We start from the raw sequence: 22,817 nt of genomic DNA on the forward strand, positions 1-22,817 counted from the left end.
CTTGTGCCAATTGAATATTTCAGATAGACTTCCTCTTAGCTGATTAAAGTACTTTTTCATCTTTCGCAAATAATGAATATATAAGGCTTTAATCAGTCCTTTCAATATTTTTTATCGTGTACAGAGAGCATTATTATCATGTTTACCTAATTTAAATAAATAGTAAAGCTCACAAATCTAGAGCTCTTTCTCTTATGCAAAAGCTACTAAATTAGTATAAAATAATCACTATAAAAAATTATGATAAACTTTTCTTGTAATGACTCCGAGTGATTTTATTTCTACAGACTATAAAACTTTAACTAAAGCACAATTAAAGTCATATATTGATGATCTTGCAGAGTATCTAGGTGAACAAAGCTATTTGTATCATACTATAGATAAGCCAGTTATTACTGACTCAGACTATGATAGGTTATTCCGATTATTACAAGATTTAGTTGATGATGATCCGGAGCTTAAGCCATCAAACTCAGTATTAGATCGTGTTGGAGGAGATGTTTTAGCAGGATTTGAAACTATCAAGCATAAGAAGAAAATGACATCTCTGGCAAATGTTTTTAGTCTAGAGGAATTGCGTGATTTTTATGACAAAATAGAGTATGACATTGAGCTTGAATGTGAACCTAAAATGGATGGCTTGGCTATTAGTATCTTTTATAAAAATGGTAAGTTCGATTATGCAGTTACGCGTGGTGATGGTATTCAGGGTGAAAAAGTATCCGAAAATGTCAAAACCATCCGCAATGTCCCACTTAAACTGAATACTTCAAATCCTCCAGAAGAACTAGAAGTTCGTGGTGAGATTATCTTAGATAAGCAAAGTTTTCTATCTCTTAATGAGTATATGCAAACGCATGAGAATAAAACTTTTGCAAATCCGCGTAATGCAGCAGCTGGAAGTATCCGTATGCTTGACTCAAAAGTTGTAGCAAAGCGACCACTTAAGCTTTATAGCTATGGTATTGGCTACTTTTCTAAAGACTTTGTACATCCTGAAACTCAATTTGAGCTTATGAACCTATTACAGAGTTTCGGCTTTACTATCAGTGATAATATGTTTTTGGCAAAAAACTTCTCAGAAGTTGAAGCGTATCACCATAAGATGAGTCATCAGCGTGCTGATTTAGCTTATGATATTGATGGTTTAGTTTTTAAAGTTAATAACATTAAATTACAAGATACTATCGGCTACACTGCTAGAGGACCTAAGTGGGCTATAGCATATAAGTTTCCAGCTGAAGAGGTAGAGTCAGAAGTGCTAGATGTAGAATTCCAAGTTGGTAGAACAGGAGCAATTACCCCAGTTGCAAGACTTAAGTCAGTTGCAGTTGGAGGTGTAATAGTTTCAAATGCAACTTTGCATAATATCAATGAAATTAAGCGCAAGGATATCCGAGTTGGTGATAGAGTAATCGTACGTAGAGCAGGGGATGTAATTCCAGAAGTGGTCAAAAGCTTACCACAATACCGTAAGCCTGATGCACAGATGGTTGAGATGCCGACAAATTGTCCAGTTTGTGATTCAGCAATTGAGAATATCAACGATCAGGCTATATATCGTTGTACAGGAGGATGGCATTGTCAGGCTCAAACTACTGAGCGCTTGAAGCACTTTGTCTCTCGTAAAGCAATGGATATTGATAAGCTTGGAGCTAAACTGATTGAGCAACTTGTTGCTGCAGATTTGATCAAGTATCCAGCTGATATTTATAAACTCAATTTTGAGCAATTGACAGGCTTAGAAAGAATGGGTGCTAAATCATCGCAAAATGTTTTAGACTCTATCACAAAAAGTAAAGAGCCAAGCTTAGCAAGATTTATTTTTGCAATAGGTATTAAAGATGTTGGTGAGGTGTCATCAGAAGCTTTAGCCAATCATTTTGGTAGTTTAGAAAGTTTCCGTGAAGCTAAATTTGAGCAATTAATAGAGATTAATGATATTGGTGAAATTATTGCTAAAAATATTGTTTCATTTTGGCAAGATTCCCTAAATGTACAAATTGTTGATGAACTATTAGGCAATTCTATTAATATCCAAAATCCAGAAAAAATTGAGCAAGCGCATAATGAGAGTTTTACAAATAAAACTATTGTGATTACAGGAACTTTTGAAAACTATAACCGTACAGAATTGACACAACTTCTTAAATCAATGGGTGCAAAAGTTACCTCAAGTGTCTCTAAAAAAACGGATATGGTTATTTGTGGTGATAATGCTGGAAGTAAGCTTACCAAAGCACAACAATTAGGTGTTGAAGTTATTTTAGAGGAAGGGTTAGCAGGTTTAATATAGATGATTATCTCAAAAGCTATTGAAGCTGATTTTGATCAAATGATAGAGGTATGGGAGAGTTCTGTTAGGGCAACTCATGGTTTTTTAGCAGAAGAAGATATAGTAAAGTTAAGAAGCTTAATAAGAAATGAGGTTTTCTATATAAATAGTATAGAAATATATGTTTTAAAAGATTTAGATAAGGTTATTGGTTTTGTTGGAACTTCTGATGTTACTATTCAAATGTTATTTATTTCTCCAAATTACTTTGGTAAAACAGTCGGGCGAATTTTACTTAAATATGCTTTAGAAAATAAAAAGTGTACTAAAGTTGAGGTAAATGAACAAAATCCAAGAGCTCTAAGATTTTATCAAAAGCATGGTTTTCAGATAAAAGCGCGCTCAGAGCTTGATCATCAAGGAAATCCTTTTCCTATTCTCTTTATGGAGTTATAGCGAAGTGTTCAAGAAAGGCGATGTGATTTTTATAGTAGATAATGCAGAGAAGAATATCTCTAGTTTATCTACTGGATTTAGTGGCTATAGCTACTATCATTGTGCTTTATATATAGGCAATGGAGATATTATAGAAGCTATTCCTGTCGCGGGAGTTATACAAGCTAAATTATCTAAATACTCAAATAAAAAAACTCTAGTAGCTCGCGTATCTGAGAGTGAGGAGTTTTTACAAGAAGTAGTTAATAATGCTAGTGAATTTATTGGCTTTGCTTATAATGATTTATTTTTACCGAATATAAAAGGCAAGCTCTATTGTTCAGAGTTAATTCATTTAGCTTTTAACAGTGTGTGTGGGGATAAATACTTTGCTCAGCATACCCTTAACTATATAGCACTTAACGATATTGAAGTATCGAAATATTGGATAGATTTTTATGGTGAGCATGGTTTAAAAGTCCCTCAAGGAGAACCTGGTTCACATCCTAATAATTTATCATTAGATAAAAAGTTTACTCATCGATTTTTTTTAGGTAGTATTTAATAACAGCGTAACTTTATATTTTGATATACAAGTTAGGTTGTGAGATACTTTTTATTGAATCACTTATAAAATAGCCTAAGGATTACTATGAAAATAAGAAAAGCGACATCTAAAGACTTCAAAGATATGCTATATATATGGAAAGAATGCATATCTACAACTTGTCAATTTCTTACAACAAGTGAGATAAATAAAGAAGTAGAAATTTTAGAAGAAAAATATTTAAATACACCAGAAACCAAGTGTTTTGTTCAAGTTGTAGATGATGAAAACGTCGGTTTTGCATGCATCAGAGATAAGGAGTTACTATTTTCTCCTGTACTACCAAGTTTTTTTGGTAAAGGTCTTGGTGAAGCAATGGTTAAGTACTTATTTGAGAATCATGATATAGATACTGCTTATGTCTATTGTTCTGATATGCACTCTCTAGCATTTTATACAGCATTAGGATTTATTATTGATGATAGAATAGATGATATTTTCTTTGATAATAGATATAAACTGAATAGACTAAAATTATCTATATCTCCAAAGGAAGGAGCTGAGAGAATTGCAGCTAAGAAGAAATCTTCTTAATCAAACAATAATAAAATCCATCACCCTTATCTTCTGTAGGTAATATCTGATAACCATAATCAGTTTTATAATTTTCTAGAATTTTAATTTCTACAATCTCAGCATCTTGATGTTTTGATAAGAAATTCTTTATTTGTAACTGATTTTCTTGTTGTAATATTGAGCATGTAATATATAGCAGATAGCCACCAGTCAGTAGATTATTACACCATAGATTATCAAGTATTTGAGCTTGGAGTATTTGTATGGATTTTATATCCTGAGGCTTTCTTAATACTTTGATGTCAGGATTTCTCTTAAGTGTGCCAAGAGCAGAACATGGGGCATCTAGGATAATTTTGTTATACTGTTCCGCTAGAGGTTGTGTCAGATCATGCTTGATTACATTTACATGATTATTTTTGGCTATTCTTGTTATATTTTCTTTAAGTAATTCTAGGCGTTTATCAATAATATCTATAGCTGTAATTTTAGCTTGTGGAGCTAATTCTAGGATATGAGTTGTTTTGCCACCAGGAGCAGCACAAGCATCCAGTATAATATCATTAGATTGTGGATTAATGATATGACCCATATACTGAGCAGATATATCCTGAACAGTAAAATAACCTTGTTGAAAAAGAGTATTATTTCTAACATCAATCGCTTTATCTAATTTGATGCAGTTCTTTAGCTCAGTTTTTGAATAGCTAATATTGTTTTTATCAAAATAATCAATAACATATTGAGGCTCTTTTGCTTCGTTCAGGCGAACAAACATATCTGCTTTTGAGTTTACAGCTTTAGCAATTTTTTGATAATCAATAGGGTATTGTTCTTTAAGTATATTATTAAGCCATGGCGCAAGATCATGGTTTTTATGCTCTGTGTAATTCGGCGTTATATCCTCTAAATCACGAACTAGTTGTCTTAGTACGCCATTAACAAGTTTTTTTGCCCATAGTATCTTTAAATTTCTACAAGCTGCTACGGTTTCATTAATGCTAGCATAATGAGGTTGATTGATCTCAAAAATCTGTAGGATACCCAACATTATTAATATTTTAGCTTTTAGCTTAGTTTTTTCAGCTAAATATAAACTAGCTACATTCTCTAAAGAATAATAATTTCTAAAGAATTCATAACATAATAGTTTTACGAACGATTTATCTTTATCTGATAAATTATATTCAATAAGTTTATGTTCTATAGTTAACAGAGAGTATTTGTTATCAATGATATCTAAAATTGACTTAGCTGCAATAGCACGGGTATTCATTATTTGATATGTTTTGCTAAAATTTTGATAAGCTTAGGTTGGACTTTTTTATTACCTGCTACGATTAGACCAGATTCAAGATTGCTAGTACCATGAATATCAGTAACTATAGCACCAGCTTCTTTCATAATTATATATCCAGCTGCTAAATCCCATATTTTGACACTACCACAAGCCCATAATCCATCGATATAACCAGCCGCTAAGTAAGCCATGTCCATAGCTATACTTCCAGAATATCTATAGCCAGAAATCACTTGTTGAAGTTTGATAAGTTCAGCAACATAAGTATCTTTGAATATTCTACGTGAATATTTTAGAGATGCTGAAATCAAAGCCTTCTCCAAGTCTTGACTTTGTGCAACTCTAATTTTTTTGCCATTAAGTAGAGCGCCTTGTCCTTTATAAGCACAAAACATCAAATCTAAGAATGGATTATAAATAACACCTAAAACGATATCATTATCTTTTTTTGCTGCAATTGAAATACAGCAGTGTGGCAGACCATGGACAAAATTATTAGTACCGTCGATAGGATCTATAATCCATGTGAAGCGGCTGTCTTTATTACCAAACTCACCACTTTCTTCAGTTATGAAATAGTCATTAAATCCAGATTTTTTGATATTATCGATGATAAAATTTTCTACGGCTACATCAATATTTGAGACGGTTGTATTATCAGATTTTTGAGAAATTTGGATAGTACTAGGATCATTTTGAGCTTGTAGAATAATTTTACCTGCTTTTCTAGCAATAGTTGTTACAGCATTAAGAATAGGTTTCATTGTTTGTGAAAATTATCAGATTATTATTTTTAGATATGATACATTATTTAGCTTCAAAATAGGATAGCTTTGGTCAAATAAGAGGCTATATTATACTAGTAATACCATAAGTGATTGCTATGCCGCCGAAAAATAACCATGCGAATAATATTAACGCTAATACTAAAGGTTTTATTCCAGCTTGGATAAATTTAGATACATGAGTTTCAAGTCCTAAAGCAGTCATCGCCATAGCTAATAAAAACTGGTCAGCTACTCTTATACTACTAACTGCTGTTACTGGTAGTAAGTCTAAAGAGTTGAATCCTGCAACTATTATAAAACCAATAGCAAACCAAGGAATGATTTTCTTGATTGATCCTTTTTCAGGTTTTGAACCACTAATCCCACTCACAGTTGCCGCAGACTTAGCTATCCATATACCTATCACGATTAGCATAGGGGCTAACATCATCACACGAATCATTTTAACCGTTACGGCAACTTCTTCAGCATGAGCACTTACAGCACTACCAGCAGCTACTACTTGAGCTACTTCATGTATTGAACCACCTGCAAAAATACCGTACTGAGCATCAGTCATATGACCTAAAAGACCAGCTTTCATTAGGATAGGGTATAAGAACATTGCTGCAGTCCCGAATAATACAACTGTACCTACAGCCATAGCTGCTTTATATGGTTCTGATTTTAAAGTCCCTTCAGTAGCTAATACAGCAGCAGCACCACATACAGCACTACCGGCAGCTACTAGAATAGAGCTATCTCTATCTAATCCAAATATCTTAGTACCTAACACAATACCTATAACCAAAGTTGAAACCAACATAAATATTGATACTGAAAGACCCGCTAAACCAACAGAAGCAATTAATTGAAAAGTTAGGTTAAAACCATAAAAGACTATTGCAAATCTAAGGATTTTTTTTGCACTAAATACAATACCTTCCTTCCATTTGTGAATAATCTTACTTGCAGGTGTGTGAGTTAAGGCCATACCTAGTACAATCCCTATAATTAGTGGGCTAATTCCAAGGTCTTCAATTGCAGGAATTTTCGCTATAAAATAAGCTATGCTAGCAAGAAATGCTACTAATAGCACGCCTAGGATCATTGGTTGAGTAAAATGTTTTTTCATGGTTCTCTATCGTTACTTTAAAAATAAATTTTGTATAAATATACACGATCAGATTACCATTTTATAACTAAAAGTATTTATATCCTTTATTAGAAAAACTTATAGTTAATGCAGTTACATTTAGGCATTTTTTTGTTCTTTTGAGAATAAAACAGCAAGGATTACAAGTATGAAAGATATTATATAAAAGATCACTACAGCATGCATTACACTAGTAAGTCCAAAATATTTGTTTATAAAGGCGCCTGTAGTTGTAGATAGAGCCGTACCTGTTGTACCAAATAAAAGAATTGTTGTAATAAGTGTTGGAGGAGCATTTTCCATTTGGAAAGTTCCATAAGCAAGTAAACCAGCATATATATAACAATTAAATAAACCAAATATTATAGCCGCTTTTATTACTGTGCTCATATCAGGGATATATAATATGCATGACAATGCTACCAATCCAACTAGCATAAATGTTGGTAGAATATATCTTAAAGGTACAAATCTTGTTATAAGTGGGCTTATAAACAATCCGACACATTGAGCTGTCCAGAAATATGAAAGAGGTTTGTTTGCATCAATAGTACCCCACCCTAATATTTCTTGGAAATAAGATTGAGCATAGCTAGTCATAGTTAATTGAGCTAGTAGAAACAAGAATGCAGCAAAAGCTATACAGTATAAACTTAAACTCCATGATGAAAAGCTTAGGTTTGTTTTAACATCGCTTTCAGTCTTATGTCTGTTTAGTATTGTGAAATCAGAAAAGATAACTAGAAGCAAAATTATAACAGCAGTTATTTGTAGTATTGAATAAATGGTATACCATTGAAAGTTTTGTGTGATCAGGTAGGCTGCAAAAATTGGAATCAGAGCTCCACCAAAACTAAAGAAGAAATCTGTAAAAATAACATTCATTGCTCTAATTTTATGATCGTTATAGATATGTACAATCATGTAGCTTGCTATTGCCATAAATAGTCCACCTGTTATACCTACACAAGTTAGCAACACCTTAAGAGTAAACATTGATGGAGTAATAGCAGTAACTAGTGATGAAACTACACCAATAGCCACAGCTGCTATTAATAATAGTTTTATTGAGAATCTATTCATCAAAATACCAATAATCAATATAGCAAACCACATTGCTACGTTGATATATGTGAATGCAAAGCCAATATTACTATTATTAAAATATTCAGATAGGGGTTTCATGACAGCCCCTGTTACTAGAACGACATTGGCAGTATAAAAGTAACAAAGGTAACATATAAAAGTTATTAGTAGTTTATTCTTGAATGATGATGAATTATTTATTCCACTTTCCATGTTGATTTTATATTGTGAAGATATAGAATGGTTATTTTTGCACAAGTGGTTGCTTTTAGCAAGATAGGAGTCTTGTTAATTGATAGCAGACTTTATTTAAAAGTAATTAAGAATATGTATACAAAAATAATATGGCAAGATGACACTCCAAAATCAGAATTGTTTGATGATTTTTATTTCTCTAGTACATCAGGCATTGGTGAAAGTACATATAACTATTTAGAGCATAATCATCTAGAGAATAGATTTAAGAATTTAATGAATCATCAAGTCTTTAGAATCTGTGAAACAGGTTTTGGTAGTGGATTAAATTTTATTCTAACTATGAATCTTTGGGAAAGCTTAGCTCCCAATAATGCTAAATTAGAATATATCTCGTTTGAGAAACATCCTATTTCACCATGTGATTTAAAAGAGATATTTATAGCACTAAATGGTATAGCAGGGTATGAAAAACTTTTGAGTACTTATGACCCCAAACCTGGATTAAATATACTTAAATTTAATAATATAATTCTAAAATTGATTATTGATGACGCAAAATATATTGGTACTTATGATTTAGATACAATAGATGCTTGGTTTCTTGATGGATTTTCACCTGCAAAAAATAGTAGTATTTGGGATGAATCATTTTTTGTAGATATGGCAAAAGTCTCTAAAAAACAAACTAGCTTTGCAACTTTTACATCAGCATCAAAAATTAGAAAATTACTTCAGAAATATGGTTTTGAAGTTAAGAAAGATACAGGGTTCGGTAAAAAGAGGGAAATGATGTATGGTACTTTTATTGCTTAGCTAATTCTTTTATATGCTTGACAGCATCAAAAGTACTAAAGTTATACTCGGCGATTTTATTAACATAAAAAGGATCATTTCTGATAAATTTTTTAATTTCCTCAATACTGCCTTTAGCTAGTATAACACCTCCAGTCTTATCTGATTTGGGTCCTGAAGCTAGAAGGATGCCTTTGTCATATCCAATATCTAAAAACTCTCTATGTTGAGGCCTAATATTTGCTACCTGATCTTCATTAACGATATATTTCAAATCTATAATATGGATTTGCATGATATTTTCCCTATAAATAAAAAAAGCCACAAATGTGGCTTTATGATAATATGAAATCAGAGACTTCTAAATTAAACTTTTTTGAAAATAACTGATCCATTTGTACCACCGAACCCAAAAGAGTTATTAAGTACATAATCAATCTTCATTTTCTTAGCAGCATTAGCAGCATAATCTAAATTACAACCATCGTCTAGGTTCTGAAGGTTAATTGTAGGAGGAGCTACTTGATCTTTTATCGATAGTACACTGAATATTGATTCAATTGCACCAGCAGCACCCAACAAGTGTCCAGTCATAGACTTCGTAGAGCTCATTACAAGATCTTTTCTATACTGACCAATTATTTTTTCTGCAACTTGAGACTCTTGTACGTCGCCTAGAGGAGTAGAGGTGCCATGAGCATTTACATAGTCAATAGCATCAGGATCATTTTCAAGACCAGCATCTGCCAAAGCGTTTTGTATACATCTCTCTTGTCCTGGAGCATATGGCATAGTCATGTGATAGCCATCAGCAGACATACCAAAGCCAAGTACTTCAGCATATATCTTAGCGCCACGTGCTTTAGCCTTTTCATACTCTTCGAGTACAACAACACCAGCACCATCACCTAGAACAAAGCCATCTCTATCTCTATCCCAAGGTCTAGAAGCACCTTGAGGATCATCATTACGAGTTGATAATGCTCTAGCTGCAGCGAATCCACCCATACCTATAGCGTTACTAGCCTTCTCAGAACCACCAGCAAGCATAGCATCTGCATCACCGCTAGCAATTAATCTTGCAGCCATACCGATGTTGTGAGTACCAGTTGTGCAAGCTGTAACTATAGGAACATTAGGTCCACGTAAACCATGGTTTATTGAAATAATACCAGATAGCATATTAACAATAGACGATGGAATACAGAATGGTGATATTTTAGAAGGTCCTTTTGTATCTATTACAGATTTAGTAGTCTCTAATGTTTCGATACCACCAATGCCAGAACTGACACAAACACCAAACTTATATGAATCTTCTTCAGATACCTTATCAATACCAGCATCTTTTAAAGCTTCATTAGCAGCAGCAATACCATAGTAGCAGAAAGGATCTACTCTTTTGGCATCTTTCTTGCCTACAAGTGCGTTTACATCAAAGTTCTTAATCCTTGCTGCAAACCTAACTTTAAATTCGCTAATATCTGGAGCAGGTGTATCGAAACCAGTTAATGTTTCTACACCACTCTTACCAGCCAAAATATTAGCCCAAGTTGTAGGGACATCATTTCCTAAAGGTGTTACCATACCAAGGCCAGTAACAACTACTCTACGATTAGATTTCATAATTTAAATTAACCTGTTTATATTCATTTAGAAAAAAGTACGAATATATCGTACGGACTTGGAGATTAATTTTGATTAGTTTACTTTAGAGTCGATATAATCGTAAACATCTTTAACAGTTCTGATTTTCTCAGCATCTTCATCTGGAATTTCAGTATCGAATTCTTCTTCTAGAGCCATTACAAGTTCAACTGTATCTAAAGAGTCAGCACCTAAGTCATCGATGAAAGAAGCTTCTGGTTTAAGATCTTCTTCTTTAACACCTAGTTGCTCAACGATAATAGAGTTTACTTTAGCATATACTTCATTTGCGCTCATGTTTTTTTCCTTCTTATTTTTGTTTTGAAAAAATTAAAATTACTATTCAAATCCAATGATATTATTTTTTAATCAGTTTTGCAATAACTTTGCAAAATTTAAGCCATATACATCCCACCATTTACGTGGATAGTTTGTCCTGTTATGTATTTTGCATCATCAGAAGCTAAGAAAGCAACAGTTGTTGCGATATCTTTTGGTTCACCCATTTGACCTGATGGTATTTTAGTTGAAATGAATGATTTTTGTTCATCTGTTAGCTTATCTGTCATATCAGTTGCGATAAAGCCAGGTGCAACAACGTTTACTGTGATATTGCGTGTAGCAACTTCATAAGCTAATGACTTTGAAAAACCAATAACACCTGCTTTAGCAGCACAATAGTTTGTTTGTCCAGGGTTACCAGCTGAGCCTACTACAGAGCCAATTGAGATGATTCTACCCCATCTTTTTTTCATCATGCCTCGGACGCATTCTTTTGACATGCGGAAAATTGAGCTTAAATTTGTGTTGATTACTGCTTCCCACTCATCCTCTGACATTCTCATCATTAGATTATCTCTAGTTATACCTGCATTATTAACTAGTATATCTATAACTAGTTTTTCAGCTTTTACTTCAGCAAAGAAGTTTTTGATGCTCTCAATATCAGAGATATTTAAAACTAGGCCTCTAGCTTGAAAACCCTTGTTTTTCATTTCATTTTCAAACTTTTCTGCAGAGCCTTGGCTAGTGGCTGTGCCTATTACCATAGCTCCTCTAGTCGCTAGTGCTTGAGCAACTTCAAAACCAATACCTCTACTAGCTCCTGTAACTAGAGCAATCTTACCATTTAAAGACATTGTTAATCTCCTTTTAAATATTTTCTAAACTATCAACATTATTAGTGTCTTTGATAGTTAATGACTTATCGATTCTTTTTATTAGTCCTGACAAGACTTTATTAGGACCGCATTCAATAACTTCAGTAATGCCAAGTTTAACTAACTCTTCTATTGATTGAGTCCAAAGTACAGGCTTGTAGAGTTGTTTAACAACGGCTGATTTTATCTCTGTTGGAGTTGCATGTGATTTTGCATCATAGTTTTGTACTATAGCAGTAGTGGGTTCTTTAAATTCTACATTGTCAAGCTCTGACTCAAACTTATCAGCAGCATTTTTCATAAGTGAGCAGTGTGATGGTACGCTTACAGCAAGAATTTGTGCTCTTTTAGCACCTTTTTCTTTTGCAATTATATTCGCTTTTTCAACAGCAGCTTTTTCACCAGATATTACGACCTGACCAGTTGAGTTGAAATTAGCTGCTTCAACAACTCCAGCATCAGCAGCTTCTTCACAGCTACTTATAACATCTTCATTTGATAGCCCTAGGACTGCACTCATCGCACATTCTTTATCAGTTACTGCATTTTGCATTAATTTTCCGCGAGTTGATACTAGCTGCAGGGCATCTTTATATGAGATACATTCAGCTGCTAGAAGAGCAGTGTACTCTCCTAGGCTGTGTCCAGCAAAATATTCTACTTTGAGTTCTGGATTTTGCTCTTTCAATACTTTGTATATAGCATAACTTGTAGCTAGTAATGCTGGCTGAGTAAACTCAGTTTTGTTTAGTGTTGACTCATCATTTTGGATGATATTCCATAGATCGTAGCCTAAATGTGTTTTAGCTTCGTCAATAATGCTTCTGAACGTTTCAAATTTTTCATAATAATCTTGAAGCATCCCTAGTTTTTGTGAGCCTTGACCTGGGAAAACCACAGCTATTTTTGACATAATAATTCTCCTTTATGATATTGAAGTAACTTTCAAAAAAAGATTAAATTTTTGCAATAAATCCACCCCAGACAAATCCAGCTCCAAATGCTTCTGAGATGATTGTCTCGCCAGGTTTAATTTGGTTTGTTCTGACAGCATGGTCTAGTGCTAAAGGTATTGAGGCTGCCGATGTATTACCATGATCTTGAAGTGTTGTAACTACTTTTGACATAGGCATATCTATTTTCTTAGCAGTTGAGTTTAATATTCTATAGTTTGCTTGATGTGGTACTAACCAGTCAATTTCATTAGACTGTATCCCTGCTTCTTTAATTAAATCATCAGCAAGAGATGAAAGTCTTGAAACAGCAAATTTAAAAACTTTATTTCCTTCCATGATTAAGTATGGATCTATGTTTATTGCTTCTCCCCTCGATGTTGGAAGGTTGTTAGGCACATTTAGCATATCTAGACATGAACCATCAGTATAAAGTAAAGATGATAAAATCTTCTTTTCATGACTAGTTGAGATAACAACAGCACCAGCACCATCACCAAAAAGTACACAGGTAGAGCGGTCACTCCAGTCAAGAACTCGAGTCATTTTCTCAGCGCCAATTACTAAGATGTTTTTTGATGTTCCTGTTTCTACATATTGTTTTGCTATGTCAAGAGCGTATACAAACCCGCTGCAAGCTGCAGATATATCGAAACATCTAACGTTAAAATGATCAATCTTTAAGTTTTGGTGTACCATTGATGCTGTCGATGGCATAATAAAATCTGGTGTGCTCGTTGCTACTATTATCATATCGATGTCATTAGCATTAATCTCAGCAGACTCTAAAGCTTTTTCAGCAGCTTTAGTTGCCATGAAACTTGTAGTTTCTTTTTCATTTGCACAATGGCGTCTCTCTATGCCAACTCTTTGTTTAATCCATTCGTCCGAAGTATCAACAAATTTACTTATATCTTCATTGGTTAAGATTTTTTCAGGTAAGTAACTTCCTGTACCAAGTATTTGCGAAAACATTATATAGTCATACCTATTTAGTTAGATTAGTAACAAAAACTATCATTGTAAGCAATCCAAAGAAAGCCTACTATCTTGAAATATTGTATCATGATTGAATGTGATTAAAGAACTTTTTCTAATGATTCTTGAATTGTTTTTGGTATATTGTGTTTGATTTCTTTGATTGCTTCATAAATAGCAGTTTCAAATGCATTGGCACTTGCACTACCATGACTTTTAACGACAATACCCGTTAAACCTAATAATGATGCGCCATTAAAACTATCTAGGTTCATTCCTTTTTTCATCTTTTTGAATAAAGGTAGAGACATGATTACAGGTATTTTCATAAGTAGCGATGTTTCTGTAATCGATTTTTTAATTAATGATTCTATAAGTCTTAAGCTACCTTCCATTGTTTTAAGGGAAACATTGCCGACAAAGCCATCACATACAATTACATCTGTACTATCATCAAAAATATGTTTTCCTTCAATATATCCTTGATAATTGATAAAATCACAACTCTGTAAAAGTTTTGAAGCATTTTTGATGTTATCTAAGCCTTTCATCTCTTCTTCACCAATATTTAGCAGAGATACTCTGGGTTCAGCTAAGCCTTTTGAGCTGGCAGCAAGTATTGAGCCCATGATTGCGAATTGGAAAAGCTGTTCAGAAGAGCAAACCACGTTCGCACCTAAGTCTAACATATAAGTTTTGCTGAGCTGTTTGGTCTCTCTATTAAATGCTGGAAGTGCGTATACTATAGCAGGGCGATCTACACCGTTCACAGTTTTTAAGACAAATTTGGAGGTTGCCATTAATGCGCCTGTATTACCAGCACTCACACATGCATCCACTGTACCATCTTTAACAAGGTTTATTGCTACACGCATTGAAGAATCTTTTTTCTTTCTTACCGCAATTGATGGAGACTCATCCATACCGACAGTTTCGCTAGCATGATGAATGGCAATTCTTTGTAAAACTGGCAGTTTTATTTTTTTGACTTTTGAATATCTGTCTAAAGCTCTTTTCACCTTGTGGTGGTCTCCGACTAATACTATTTGTAAGTTAGAGTCTTTCTTAACTGCTTCAAGAGCTGCTGGGATAGTGGTGTTTAGACCATTATCTCCACCCATTGCATCTATAGATATTTTGTAACCCATAATAAATAAAACTTCCTATGTCGCTAATTGATATATTTCTAAATACTCACTAACCAAGGCATAAGTAATAGTGTGAGATGATTCTAAAGGTTGACTGGAACGATATTAGTCTTCAGATTTTGTATCTACTACTTTTTTACCTTTATAAAAGCCATTTGGCGAAACGTGATGTCTTAAGTGCAGTTCACCTGTAGACTTATCAGTAGATAGAGTTGGAGTTGTTAAAGAATCGTGAGACCTTCTCATGTCTCTTTTTGATCTGCTCTTTTTGTTTTGTTGTACAGCCATTTTTAGATAACCTCTTTTATTTAATTTTAAATTCTAAACTCTGTGTTACTTAAGCTTTTTGAGAACCTCAAAAGGATTCACTTTTTCTTCGGTAACAATTTCTTGCTCGCTATAGTATGAATGTTTTTTTGTCTTTTTACAAGAGCTTGAGTTTTTTTTTGGCGCCATGGGTAGTTCTAAAAGTATTTCTTCTTTGATAATATCTTGTAAATCTATTATTGCGCTTTCACAGATGAACGGTTCATGTAAGCTGTCTTGTACGAGTCTATCATCCTCAGTGATTATTATGCTGTTTGACACGGAGATAGGGTAGTCAAATTGCTCGAGTGATTCTTGGCAAATTAGTTTAAGTGAGCCGTCTATGTGATATTTAATGCACGCATGATTTTTTTCTTCAAAAAAAGAGAATGAACAGTTAAATATGTGTGTTGTGTTAGCTATAAGTTTAGAAATGTTGTTTAAATTTTCTACAGCAATATTGATATTTTCTAAGTCTCTTTTTTGCTTTGCATATATGCCATAATTTACCTGGCTATGTTTGCCTTTCATACATTATATTTTCATTGTCGTATTGTTATACTATTCTATATACATTTCTTGTTTTATGAAAGTCTCTACTGTATCATCTTACTAGTTATATTTTTTTAAATTGACAATACAGTAAAAGGATCAACTAATAATGTCTTTATCTATCCCTAGAGAATTTTCAAATGCTATAAGATTTCTATCTATCGATGCAACACTTAAGGCCAAGTCAGGACATCCTGGTATGCCAATGGGTATGGCGGATATCGCTACAGTTTTGTGGACCAAGTTTCTTAAACACAATCCTCAAAATCCAAAGTGGACGAATCGTGATAGATTTGTACTTTCAAATGGTCATGGTTCTATGCTTTTATATTCTTTACTGCATCTTAGTGGTTATGATTTGAATATAGACGATATTAAAAACTTTAGACAGCTTCATTCTAAAACTCCAGGACATCCTGAATATGGTTATGCACCTGGTGTAGAGACTACAACTGGACCATTGGGCCAGGGAGTGGCTAATGCAGTTGGTATGGCACTAGGTGAAAAACTATTGTCAGATAGATACAATACATCTGACTTGAAAGTAATAGATCATCATACCTATGTGTTTTTAGGAGATGGGTGTCTAATGGAGGGAGTATCTCATGAAGCTTGCTCATTAGCTGGTACCTTAGGCCTAAATAAACTAATAGCATTTTGGGATGATAATAGTATTTCTATAGATGGAGATACAAAAGGCTGGTTTACTGATAACACTGTTGAGAGATTCAAAGCCTACGGATGGAATGTGATTGAAAATGTAGATGGTCATAATTTTGAGGCTATTGAAAAAGCTATAGCTAAAGCACAATCTGAACAAAGTAAGCCAACTTTGGTTTGCTGTAAAACGGTTATTGGGTTTGGCTCTCCAGAAAAGGCTGGTACTGCTTCTGTACATGGCTCGCCTTTGAGTGAACAAGAAAGAGCTTCAGCCGCAAAAGAGCTTGATTGGGATTATGCTCCTTTCGAAATTCCTAATGATGTATACAAATTCTGGGATGCTAAAGAAAAAGGTCAAGCTTTAGAGACAAATTGGCAGAAACAATTGGATTTATATAAGAGTAATCCTAAGTTTGAAGAATTTAATAGAGTATTGAAAAAACAGTTGCCTGCAAATCTTGAGCAAGAAGTTAATCAATATATTGCTTCACAATTAGCGAATCCTGTAAAAGTGGCTACGCGTAAAGCATCTCAGATGGCTTTAGAAGTGTTGTGTAAGAATATGCCAGAAATGTTTGGTGGTTCAGCAGATTTAACAGGATCAAATAACACTAATTGGAGTGGATCAATTTGGCTGAACAATACTGATAAAGGAGCTAACTATCTTTCTTATGGGGTGAGAGAGTTTGGTATGGCTGCTATTATGAACGGTCTAAGTTTATACGGTGGTTTAAAGCCATACGGAGGTACATTCTTAGTATTTAGTGATTATTCTAGAAATGCTATTAGAATGTCTGCTCTTATGAGACAGCCTGTTGTGCATGTGATGTCACATGATTCAATTGGGTTAGGGGAAGATGGACCAACTCATCAACCTATTGAGCACGTTCCTAGTTTAAGATTGATACCAAACTTAAATGTTTGGAGACCAGCAGATACTATTGAAACAATGGTTGCTTGGAATGAGTCGGTTAAGTCTAATGAGACTCCAAGTGTTATGGTACTAACGCGTCAAGGTTTAGAGCCTGTGGTTCAGAAGAAAGAACAAGTTTCTAATATTGTGAAAGGTGGGTATTTAGTCAGAAATGATAACGATGCTAGACTAACTATTGTAGCTACAGGCTCAGAAGTCGAGCTAGCAATTAAAGTAGCAAAAGAATATGAAGACAAAGGAATAAAAGTTAATGTTGCTTCTATTCCATGTGTCGACGTTTTCGATACTCAAACTCATGAGTATAAAAAATCAGTAATAAGAGATGATATCCCAGCAATTTTTGTGGAGATGGCTCAGCCTGATGGATGGTATAAGTATATGCCTAAAGCTGGTGGTGAAGTAAAAGGGATTTATAGTTTTGGTGAGTCCGCGCCAGCTGAGGATTTATTTAAGCATTTCGGTTTTACTGTAGAAAATATCAGCAACATAGTTGCTAAATATGTGTAATAAACTTTCGAAAGATAATATCTTAAGGAGATTAAAATGAGAGTTGCAATTAATGGTTTCGGTAGAATTGGTCGTTTAGCTTTTCGTCAAATGTTTGACAAGGCTGGTATAGAGATTGTTGCGATCAATGATTTAACAAATCCAAAAATGTTAGCACATTTATTAAAATATGATTCTGCTCAAGGTAGATTTTCAAAAGCAGCTGTTACAACTGCAAAAGATGACGCTATTGTTGTAGATGGTAAAGAAATTAAAATATATGCTGAAAAAGATGCTGCTAATTTGCCTTGGGGTGAATTGAAAGTAGATCTAGTATTAGAATGTACAGGTTTTTATGTATCAAAAGCAAAGTCACAAGCTCATATTGATGCTGGTGCTAAAAAAGTAGTTATTTCAGCTCCTGCTGGTAATGATTTACCAACAGTAGTTTTTGGTGTTAACCATGATATATTAACTGCAGATGAGAAAATTATTTCAGCAGCTTCTTGTACAACTAACTGTTTAGCTCCTATGGCTAAAGGTCTTCATGATTTAGCAACAATTGAAAGTGGTTTTATGACAACTATTCATGCTTATACTGGTGATCAAAATACTTTAGATGCACCTCATGCTAAAAATGACTTCCGTCGTGCAAGAGCTGCAGCTGTAAATATTGTACCTAACTCAACTGGTGCTGCTAAAGCTATTGGTTTAGTAATTCCTGATCTTGCAGGTAAGTTAGATGGTGCTGCTCAACGTGTTCCTGTCCCTACTGGATCATTAACAGAATTAGTTGCTGTAGTGTCTAAGAGTGTAACAGCTGAAGATGTAAATGCTGCTATGAAAGCCGCTGCTAATGAATCTTTTGGCTATACAGAAGAAGAGTTAGTATCTAGTGATATCGTAGGAATCTCTGAAGGATCATTATTTGATGCAACTCAAACTAAAGTTACTTCACTTGGAGATAAGTCTCTAGTTAAAGTTGTATCTTGGTATGACAATGAAATGTCATATACAAATCAAATGGTAAGAGTAGTAGAGTACTTTGGAGCTCTGTAAACACTTATAGGTGGTATAAATGAGTTTTCTAACATTAAAAGATGTTGATCTTAAGAATAAGAAAGTCTTAGTTCGTGTTGACTTTAATGTGCCTGTCAAAGATGGCAAGGTTACAAGCAAAGTCAGAATAGAGGCAGCTATTCCAACTATTCAGTATATTTTAGATCAAGGTGGAGCAGTGATTTTAATGTCACATCTTGGTCGCCCTACAGAAGGCGAGTATGACTCTCAGTTTTCACTTGAACCTGTTGCTGAAGCATTATCCCAAATCATCAATAAACCAGTTAGATTTGCTAAAGATTGGCTAAATGGTGTTGATGCTAAAGCTGGTGAAATTGTTATGTGCGATAATGTACGTTTCAATAAAGGTGAGAAAAAGTCTGACGATGAGCTATCAAAAAATATAGCAAGTCTTGGTGATGTGTTTGTTATGGATGCATTTGCTACGGCTCATAGAGCTCAAGCATCGACTTATGGAGTAGCTAAGTATGTGCCTGTAGCGTGTGCCGGTCTACTTTTGGCTAATGAAATCAAAGCACTAGAAAAAGCTTTGAAAGCTCCTAAGAAACCAATGGCTGCTATAGTTGGTGGATCTAAAGTTTCAACAAAGTTATCTGTTTTACACAATCTTCTTGATAAGGTCGAGATACTTATAGTTGGTGGAGGTATTGCAAACACTTTCATAAAAGCTGAAGGATTTAATATTGGCAATTCACTATATGAAGAAGATCTAGTTGGTGAAGCTAAAGATATCTTGGCAAAAGCGAAAGAGTTTGGTGTAAACATACCTGTACCAGTAGATGTAAGAGTTGCCAAAGAGTTTAGCGAAAATGCTGTTGCAGTAGTTAAAGATGTTGCTGATGTTGCTGATGATGAAATGATACTAGATATAGGTCCGAAGTCTGAAAGAAATATTGCAGAGCTTTTAAAATCTGCTAACACTATTCTATGGAATGGTCCTGTAGGAGTATTTGAATTTGATAGTTTTGCAGAAGGTACAAAAGCTTTATCATTAGCGATAGCTGAATCAGATGCTTTCTCTGTTGCAGGTGGTGGTGATACTATTGCAGCGATTGAGAAATTTGATATTAAAGATAAAGTGTCTTATATATCAACTGCTGGTGGAGCATTTTTAGAGTTTCTTGAAGGTAAGAAACTACCTGCTGTAGAAATATTGAAAGAGAAAGCAACTATGTAACTATAGGTTATTTATATGAGAAGAACGAAAATTTTAGCTACTCTTGGTCCTGCTAGTGAATCTAGAGAAGCGTTGACAGAGATGATTAAAGCAGGTGTTAATGCGGTAAGATGTAATTTTTCGCATGGATCTGCTGAAGATCATCGTAAAAGAGTTGATCTGATACGTCAAATTGCAAAAGAACAAGATACTTATGTTGGTATTTTAGCGGACTTACAAGGTCCAAAAATAAGACTATCGAAGTTCAAAAATGGTTCTGTGATAATCAAGAAAGGTCAAAAATTCACACTTGATGCAGATCTTGGTATCGAAGATGGTGATGAAAATACAGTTGGTATTGACTATAAAGAGCTTATTCAAGATGTTAAGAAGGGCGATATACTATTGGTGGATGATGGTAAAATTGTTCTAGAAGTTGATTCTGTTAAAGGTAACAAAGCTGTAACAAAAGTTGTTATCGGTGGTAAAGTTTCTAATAACAAAGGGATCAACAAAAAAGGCGGTGGACTTACTGCACCAGCTTTAACAGATAAAGATAAGCAAGATATCAAAGTAGCAGCTATGCTTCAGGTGGATTTCTTAGCTGTTTCATTTGTTAGAGATGGCAAAGATATGGAATATGCTCGCCAGCTTGTTAATGAGGCTGGTTGGAAGCCTGCAATGGTTGCTAAAATCGAGCGAGCAGAAGCCGTATTAGAAGATAACCTCAAAGGCATTGTTGACGCTTCTGATCTTGTGATGGTGGCTCGTGGTGATTTAGCTGTTGAAATCGGTGATGAAAATGTCCCTACTGTACAGAAATTAATTATTAGTACAGCCAGAAGAAATGAGAAGGGTTCTATCACAGCTACTCAAATGATGGAGTCAATGATTGAGAATTCATCTCCTACTCGTGCTGAAGCATCTGATGTAGCAAATGCTGTATTTGATGGTACTGATGCAGTGATGTTATCAGCTGAAACAGCTGTTGGTAAGTATCCTGTTGAAACTATTTCTGCAATGTCAAGAATTTGTGAGTCTGCAGAAAGAAGTAAGTATACGCATATTACTAAAAAGCAAAAAATTGCTGATTGTGATAGAGTGGATCATGCTGTATCAGTCGCTGCTGTTAAAATAGCCAATGACATTGGAGCAAAAGGTTTAATTGTATTGACAGAGGGTGGGAATACTTCACGCTGGATGTCACGTATAAATTCTGATTTACCTATTTATGCACTATCACGTAATGCTACAACATTAGGAGCAATGACATTGTTCAGAGGAGTTGTTCCTCTATATTTTGACTCTACTAGAATGTCTAAGCTGTATGTCAATAGATCTGCATCTATGGAGTTGGAAAGCAGAGGCTTGGCCAAGGATGGTGACATTCTTGTTTTAACAAGTGGTGATAGTATGGGTGTACATGGAAGCACAAACAAAATTAAAGTAATAATTGCAGGTCAAGTAAGATAAGGAGATAAACATGGCTTTAGTTTCATTGCGTCAACTATTGGATCATGCTGCAGAGCATGGATATGGGTTGCCAGCATTTAATGTAAATAATCTTGAGCAAGTAAGAGCTGTTATGGAAGCTGCTGATAGAGTTAACTCACCAGTTATTCTACAGGGTTCTGCGGGTGCAAGAAAGTATGCAGGAGCTCCATTTATAAGACACTTAGTTCTTGCAGCGATTGAAGAGTATCCTCATATTCCAGTTTGTATGCACCAAGATCATGGTACATCTCCATCTGTTTGCCAAAGATCTATTCAATTAGGTTTTTCATCTGTAATGATGGATGGCTCATTAAAATCAGATGGTAAAACTCCTTCTGATTATGAGTATAATGTTAATGTTACAAAAACTGTTTCTGATATGGCTCACGCTTGTGGTGTATCAGTTGAAGGTGAGCTTGGATGTCTTGGTTCATTAGAAACTGGACAAGCAGGAGAAGAAGATGGTGTTGGTGCTGAGGGTACTTTGTCTATGGATCAAATGCTTACAGATCCAGAAGAAGCTGCTGATTTCGTTAAGAAAACAAAAGTTGATGCTTTAGCAATTGCTATAGGTACTTCTCACGGTGCTTATAAGTTCACTAAGCCACCTACAGGTGATGTACTATCTATTAAGAGAGTAAAAGAAATTCATGCAAGAATTCCTGATACTCACTTAGTAATGCATGGATCATCTTCAGTACCTCAAGATTGGTTAGAAGTAATCAATACTTATGGGGGGGCTATGGGCGAGACTTATGGCGTGCCAGTAGAGGAAATCGTTGAAGCAATTAAGTATGGTGTGCGTAAGGTAAATATTGATACTGATTTACGTATGGCTGCTACTGGAGCGATTAGAAGATTTATGGCAGAAAATCCTGCTGAATTCGATCCACGTAAATATAATGCAGTAGCAAAAGCAGCAATGTCTGAAATTTGTCAGGCTAGATATGAAGCATTTGGTAGTGCTGGTATGGCTAGTAAAATTAAGCCAATTTCACTTGAAACAATGTTCCAACGTTATGAAAGTGGTGAACTTGATCCAATCGTGAAATAATATTTCTTTCTAATTTTTTCTATATTTTTAGCCAGAATTTTTTTAGTTAGTTACATTAATTTAGCTTGATATTCTTA

General features: G+C 34.5%; 23 protein-coding genes. 10 read left to right on the forward strand and 13 right to left on the reverse strand.

All coding sequences use genetic code 11. The annotated features are described in order from the left end of the window. The first annotated feature begins 259 nt into the window (after window positions 1-259). The 4 genes from ligA to F3D57_RS05485 all read left to right on the forward strand — a co-directional run bounded on the left by ligA (window position 260) and on the right by F3D57_RS05485 (window position 3,851). Window positions 260-2,296, forward strand: a complete 2,037-nt coding sequence (gene ligA / locus F3D57_RS05470; RefSeq protein ID WP_150465496.1) for an NAD-dependent DNA ligase LigA — start codon at window positions 260-262, stop codon at window positions 2,294-2,296. Further along, the gene (locus tag F3D57_RS05475) at window positions 2,297-2,731 is read left to right on the forward strand and encodes a GNAT family N-acetyltransferase (protein ID WP_224728156.1); all 435 of its coding nucleotides are present in this window, start codon (window positions 2,297-2,299) and stop codon (window positions 2,729-2,731) included. It begins immediately after the preceding gene. Window positions 2,732-2,735: 4 nt separating this feature from the next. After that, window positions 2,736-3,275 (forward strand): YiiX/YebB-like N1pC/P60 family cysteine hydrolase, encoded by a 540-nt coding sequence (locus F3D57_RS05480; RefSeq protein ID WP_013922741.1) that lies wholly within the window; start codon window positions 2,736-2,738, stop codon window positions 3,273-3,275. Window positions 3,276-3,362: 87 nt separating this feature from the next. Then, window positions 3,363-3,851, forward strand: coding sequence for a GNAT family N-acetyltransferase (locus F3D57_RS05485; protein ID WP_149368569.1), 489 nt, complete (start codon window positions 3,363-3,365; stop codon window positions 3,849-3,851). Here F3D57_RS05485 and rsmB read toward each other — a convergent pair. The 4 genes from rsmB to tsgA all read right to left on the reverse strand — a co-directional run bounded on the left by rsmB (window position 3,832) and on the right by tsgA (window position 8,355). After that, window positions 3,832-5,109: a 16S rRNA (cytosine(967)-C(5))-methyltransferase RsmB gene (gene rsmB / locus F3D57_RS05490; RefSeq protein ID WP_150465497.1), complete on the reverse strand. Its 1,278-nt coding sequence runs from the start codon at window positions 5,107-5,109 to the stop codon at window positions 3,832-3,834. The two genes, F3D57_RS05485 and rsmB, sit on opposite strands and share 20 nt — an antisense overlap. Beyond that, the gene (locus tag F3D57_RS05495) at window positions 5,109-5,897 is read right to left on the reverse strand and encodes an inositol monophosphatase family protein (RefSeq protein ID WP_150465498.1); all 789 of its coding nucleotides are present in this window, start codon (window positions 5,895-5,897) and stop codon (window positions 5,109-5,111) included. Before F3D57_RS05495 ends, rsmB begins: the two co-directional genes overlap by 1 nt. An 85-nt stretch (window positions 5,898-5,982) precedes the next feature. Further along, window positions 5,983-7,035, reverse strand: coding sequence for a YeiH family protein (locus tag F3D57_RS05500; protein ID WP_150465499.1), 1,053 nt, complete (start codon window positions 7,033-7,035; stop codon window positions 5,983-5,985). A 120-nt stretch (window positions 7,036-7,155) separates the two neighbouring features. Continuing rightward, the gene (gene tsgA / locus F3D57_RS05505; protein ID WP_150465500.1) at window positions 7,156-8,355 is read right to left on the reverse strand and encodes an MFS transporter TsgA; all 1,200 of its coding nucleotides are present in this window, start codon (window positions 8,353-8,355) and stop codon (window positions 7,156-7,158) included. 114 nt (window positions 8,356-8,469) lie between these two features. Between tsgA and mnmD the strand changes: the two genes are divergently transcribed. Continuing rightward, window positions 8,470-9,153 carry a tRNA (5-methylaminomethyl-2-thiouridine)(34)-methyltransferase MnmD gene (mnmD, locus tag F3D57_RS05510; RefSeq protein WP_150465501.1) on the forward strand — a complete coding sequence of 228 codons (684 nt, stop codon included), beginning with the start codon at window positions 8,470-8,472 and terminating at the stop codon, window positions 9,151-9,153. Here mnmD and F3D57_RS05515 read toward each other — a convergent pair. The 9 genes from F3D57_RS05515 to F3D57_RS05555 all read right to left on the reverse strand — a co-directional run bounded on the left by F3D57_RS05515 (window position 9,143) and on the right by F3D57_RS05555 (window position 15,855). Then, on the reverse strand, window positions 9,143-9,427 hold the full coding sequence (locus F3D57_RS05515) for a YciI family protein (protein ID WP_146420615.1): 285 nt from the start codon (window positions 9,425-9,427) through the stop codon (window positions 9,143-9,145). The two genes, mnmD and F3D57_RS05515, sit on opposite strands and share 11 nt — an antisense overlap. Window positions 9,428-9,498: 71 nt before the next feature. After that, on the reverse strand, window positions 9,499-10,758 hold the full coding sequence (fabF, locus tag F3D57_RS05520) for a beta-ketoacyl-ACP synthase II (RefSeq protein WP_149368563.1): 1,260 nt from the start codon (window positions 10,756-10,758) through the stop codon (window positions 9,499-9,501). A 75-nt stretch (window positions 10,759-10,833) separates the two neighbouring features. Further along, window positions 10,834-11,076 carry an acyl carrier protein gene (gene acpP / locus F3D57_RS05525; RefSeq protein WP_004287370.1) on the reverse strand — a complete coding sequence of 81 codons (243 nt, stop codon included), beginning with the start codon at window positions 11,074-11,076 and terminating at the stop codon, window positions 10,834-10,836. Window positions 11,077-11,174: 98 nt separating this feature from the next. Continuing rightward, window positions 11,175-11,918 (reverse strand): 3-oxoacyl-ACP reductase FabG, encoded by a 744-nt coding sequence (gene fabG, locus F3D57_RS05530; protein WP_149368562.1) that lies wholly within the window; start codon window positions 11,916-11,918, stop codon window positions 11,175-11,177. A 13-nt stretch (window positions 11,919-11,931) separates the two neighbouring features. Further along, window positions 11,932-12,852, reverse strand: a complete 921-nt coding sequence (gene fabD, locus F3D57_RS05535; RefSeq protein ID WP_150465502.1) for an ACP S-malonyltransferase — start codon at window positions 12,850-12,852, stop codon at window positions 11,932-11,934. A 43-nt stretch (window positions 12,853-12,895) separates the two neighbouring features. Further along, window positions 12,896-13,867 carry a beta-ketoacyl-ACP synthase III gene (locus F3D57_RS05540; RefSeq protein WP_146420611.1) on the reverse strand — a complete coding sequence of 324 codons (972 nt, stop codon included), beginning with the start codon at window positions 13,865-13,867 and terminating at the stop codon, window positions 12,896-12,898. Window positions 13,868-13,971: 104 nt separating this feature from the next. Then, on the reverse strand, window positions 13,972-15,018 hold the full coding sequence (plsX, locus tag F3D57_RS05545; RefSeq protein ID WP_013922753.1) for a phosphate acyltransferase PlsX: 1,047 nt from the start codon (window positions 15,016-15,018) through the stop codon (window positions 13,972-13,974). A gap of 105 nt (window positions 15,019-15,123) precedes the next feature. Then, window positions 15,124-15,306, reverse strand: coding sequence for a 50S ribosomal protein L32 (gene rpmF / locus F3D57_RS05550; protein WP_013922754.1), 183 nt, complete (start codon window positions 15,304-15,306; stop codon window positions 15,124-15,126). Window positions 15,307-15,351: 45 nt separating this feature from the next. After that, window positions 15,352-15,855, reverse strand: a complete 504-nt coding sequence (locus F3D57_RS05555; protein ID WP_150465503.1) for a YceD family protein — start codon at window positions 15,853-15,855, stop codon at window positions 15,352-15,354. A gap of 130 nt (window positions 15,856-15,985) precedes the next feature. On the opposite strand from F3D57_RS05555, the gene tkt reads away from it, so the two are divergent. From tkt to fba, 5 genes are read left to right on the forward strand one after another with little or no spacing between them, the layout of a single operon-like run. Further along, window positions 15,986-17,977, forward strand: a complete 1,992-nt coding sequence (gene tkt, locus F3D57_RS05560; protein WP_150465504.1) for a transketolase — start codon at window positions 15,986-15,988, stop codon at window positions 17,975-17,977. Between the two features lie 36 nt (window positions 17,978-18,013). Next, a complete protein-coding gene (gap, locus tag F3D57_RS05565) occupies window positions 18,014-19,015 on the forward strand; it encodes a type I glyceraldehyde-3-phosphate dehydrogenase (protein ID WP_012280713.1) in 1,002 nt (333 codons plus the stop codon). A 19-nt stretch (window positions 19,016-19,034) separates the two neighbouring features. After that, window positions 19,035-20,213: a phosphoglycerate kinase gene (locus F3D57_RS05570; protein ID WP_150465505.1), complete on the forward strand. Its 1,179-nt coding sequence runs from the start codon at window positions 19,035-19,037 to the stop codon at window positions 20,211-20,213. A gap of 15 nt (window positions 20,214-20,228) precedes the next feature. After that, window positions 20,229-21,665: a pyruvate kinase gene (gene pyk, locus F3D57_RS05575; RefSeq protein WP_013922759.1), complete on the forward strand. Its 1,437-nt coding sequence runs from the start codon at window positions 20,229-20,231 to the stop codon at window positions 21,663-21,665. 10 nt (window positions 21,666-21,675) lie between these two features. After that, on the forward strand, window positions 21,676-22,740 hold the full coding sequence (gene fba, locus F3D57_RS05580; protein WP_013922760.1) for a class II fructose-bisphosphate aldolase: 1,065 nt from the start codon (window positions 21,676-21,678) through the stop codon (window positions 22,738-22,740). Window positions 22,741-22,817 lie beyond the last annotated feature (77 nt).

Origin of the sequence: Francisella sp. SYW-2 (genome assembly GCF_008711475.1) — a bacterium.
Taxonomy (GTDB): Bacteria; Pseudomonadota; Gammaproteobacteria; order Francisellales; family Francisellaceae; genus Francisella; species Francisella salimarina.

Coding starts and splice junctions, on each gene's coding strand:
- ligA (WP_150465496.1), top strand. CDS start 260: ATGACTCCGAGTGATTTTATTTCTACAGACTATAAAACTTTAACTAAA.
- F3D57_RS05475 (WP_224728156.1), top strand. CDS start 2,297: ATGATTATCTCAAAAGCTATTGAAGCTGATTTTGATCAAATGATAGAG.
- F3D57_RS05485 (WP_149368569.1), top strand. CDS start 3,363: ATGAAAATAAGAAAAGCGACATCTAAAGACTTCAAAGATATGCTATAT.
- rsmB (WP_150465497.1), bottom strand. CDS start 5,109: ATGAATACCCGTGCTATTGCAGCTAAGTCAATTTTAGATATCATTGAT.
- F3D57_RS05495 (WP_150465498.1), bottom strand. CDS start 5,897: ATGAAACCTATTCTTAATGCTGTAACAACTATTGCTAGAAAAGCAGGT.
- F3D57_RS05500 (WP_150465499.1), bottom strand. CDS start 7,035: ATGAAAAAACATTTTACTCAACCAATGATCCTAGGCGTGCTATTAGTA.
- tsgA (WP_150465500.1), bottom strand. CDS start 8,355: ATGGAAAGTGGAATAAATAATTCATCATCATTCAAGAATAAACTACTA.
- mnmD (WP_150465501.1), top strand. CDS start 8,470: ATGTATACAAAAATAATATGGCAAGATGACACTCCAAAATCAGAATTG.
- F3D57_RS05515 (WP_146420615.1), bottom strand. CDS start 9,427: ATGCAAATCCATATTATAGATTTGAAATATATCGTTAATGAAGATCAG.
- fabF (WP_149368563.1), bottom strand. CDS start 10,758: ATGAAATCTAATCGTAGAGTAGTTGTTACTGGCCTTGGTATGGTAACA.
- acpP (WP_004287370.1), bottom strand. CDS start 11,076: ATGAGCGCAAATGAAGTATATGCTAAAGTAAACTCTATTATCGTTGAG.
- fabG (WP_149368562.1), bottom strand. CDS start 11,918: ATGTCTTTAAATGGTAAGATTGCTCTAGTTACAGGAGCTAGTAGAGGT.
- fabD (WP_150465502.1), bottom strand. CDS start 12,852: ATGTCAAAAATAGCTGTGGTTTTCCCAGGTCAAGGCTCACAAAAACTA.
- F3D57_RS05540 (WP_146420611.1), bottom strand. CDS start 13,867: ATGTTTTCGCAAATACTTGGTACAGGAAGTTACTTACCTGAAAAAATC.
- plsX (WP_013922753.1), bottom strand. CDS start 15,018: ATGGGTTACAAAATATCTATAGATGCAATGGGTGGAGATAATGGTCTA.
- rpmF (WP_013922754.1), bottom strand. CDS start 15,306: ATGGCTGTACAACAAAACAAAAAGAGCAGATCAAAAAGAGACATGAGA.
- F3D57_RS05555 (WP_150465503.1), bottom strand. CDS start 15,855: ATGAAAGGCAAACATAGCCAGGTAAATTATGGCATATATGCAAAGCAA.
- tkt (WP_150465504.1), top strand. CDS start 15,986: ATGTCTTTATCTATCCCTAGAGAATTTTCAAATGCTATAAGATTTCTA.
- gap (WP_012280713.1), top strand. CDS start 18,014: ATGAGAGTTGCAATTAATGGTTTCGGTAGAATTGGTCGTTTAGCTTTT.
- F3D57_RS05570 (WP_150465505.1), top strand. CDS start 19,035: ATGAGTTTTCTAACATTAAAAGATGTTGATCTTAAGAATAAGAAAGTC.
- pyk (WP_013922759.1), top strand. CDS start 20,229: ATGAGAAGAACGAAAATTTTAGCTACTCTTGGTCCTGCTAGTGAATCT.
- fba (WP_013922760.1), top strand. CDS start 21,676: ATGGCTTTAGTTTCATTGCGTCAACTATTGGATCATGCTGCAGAGCAT.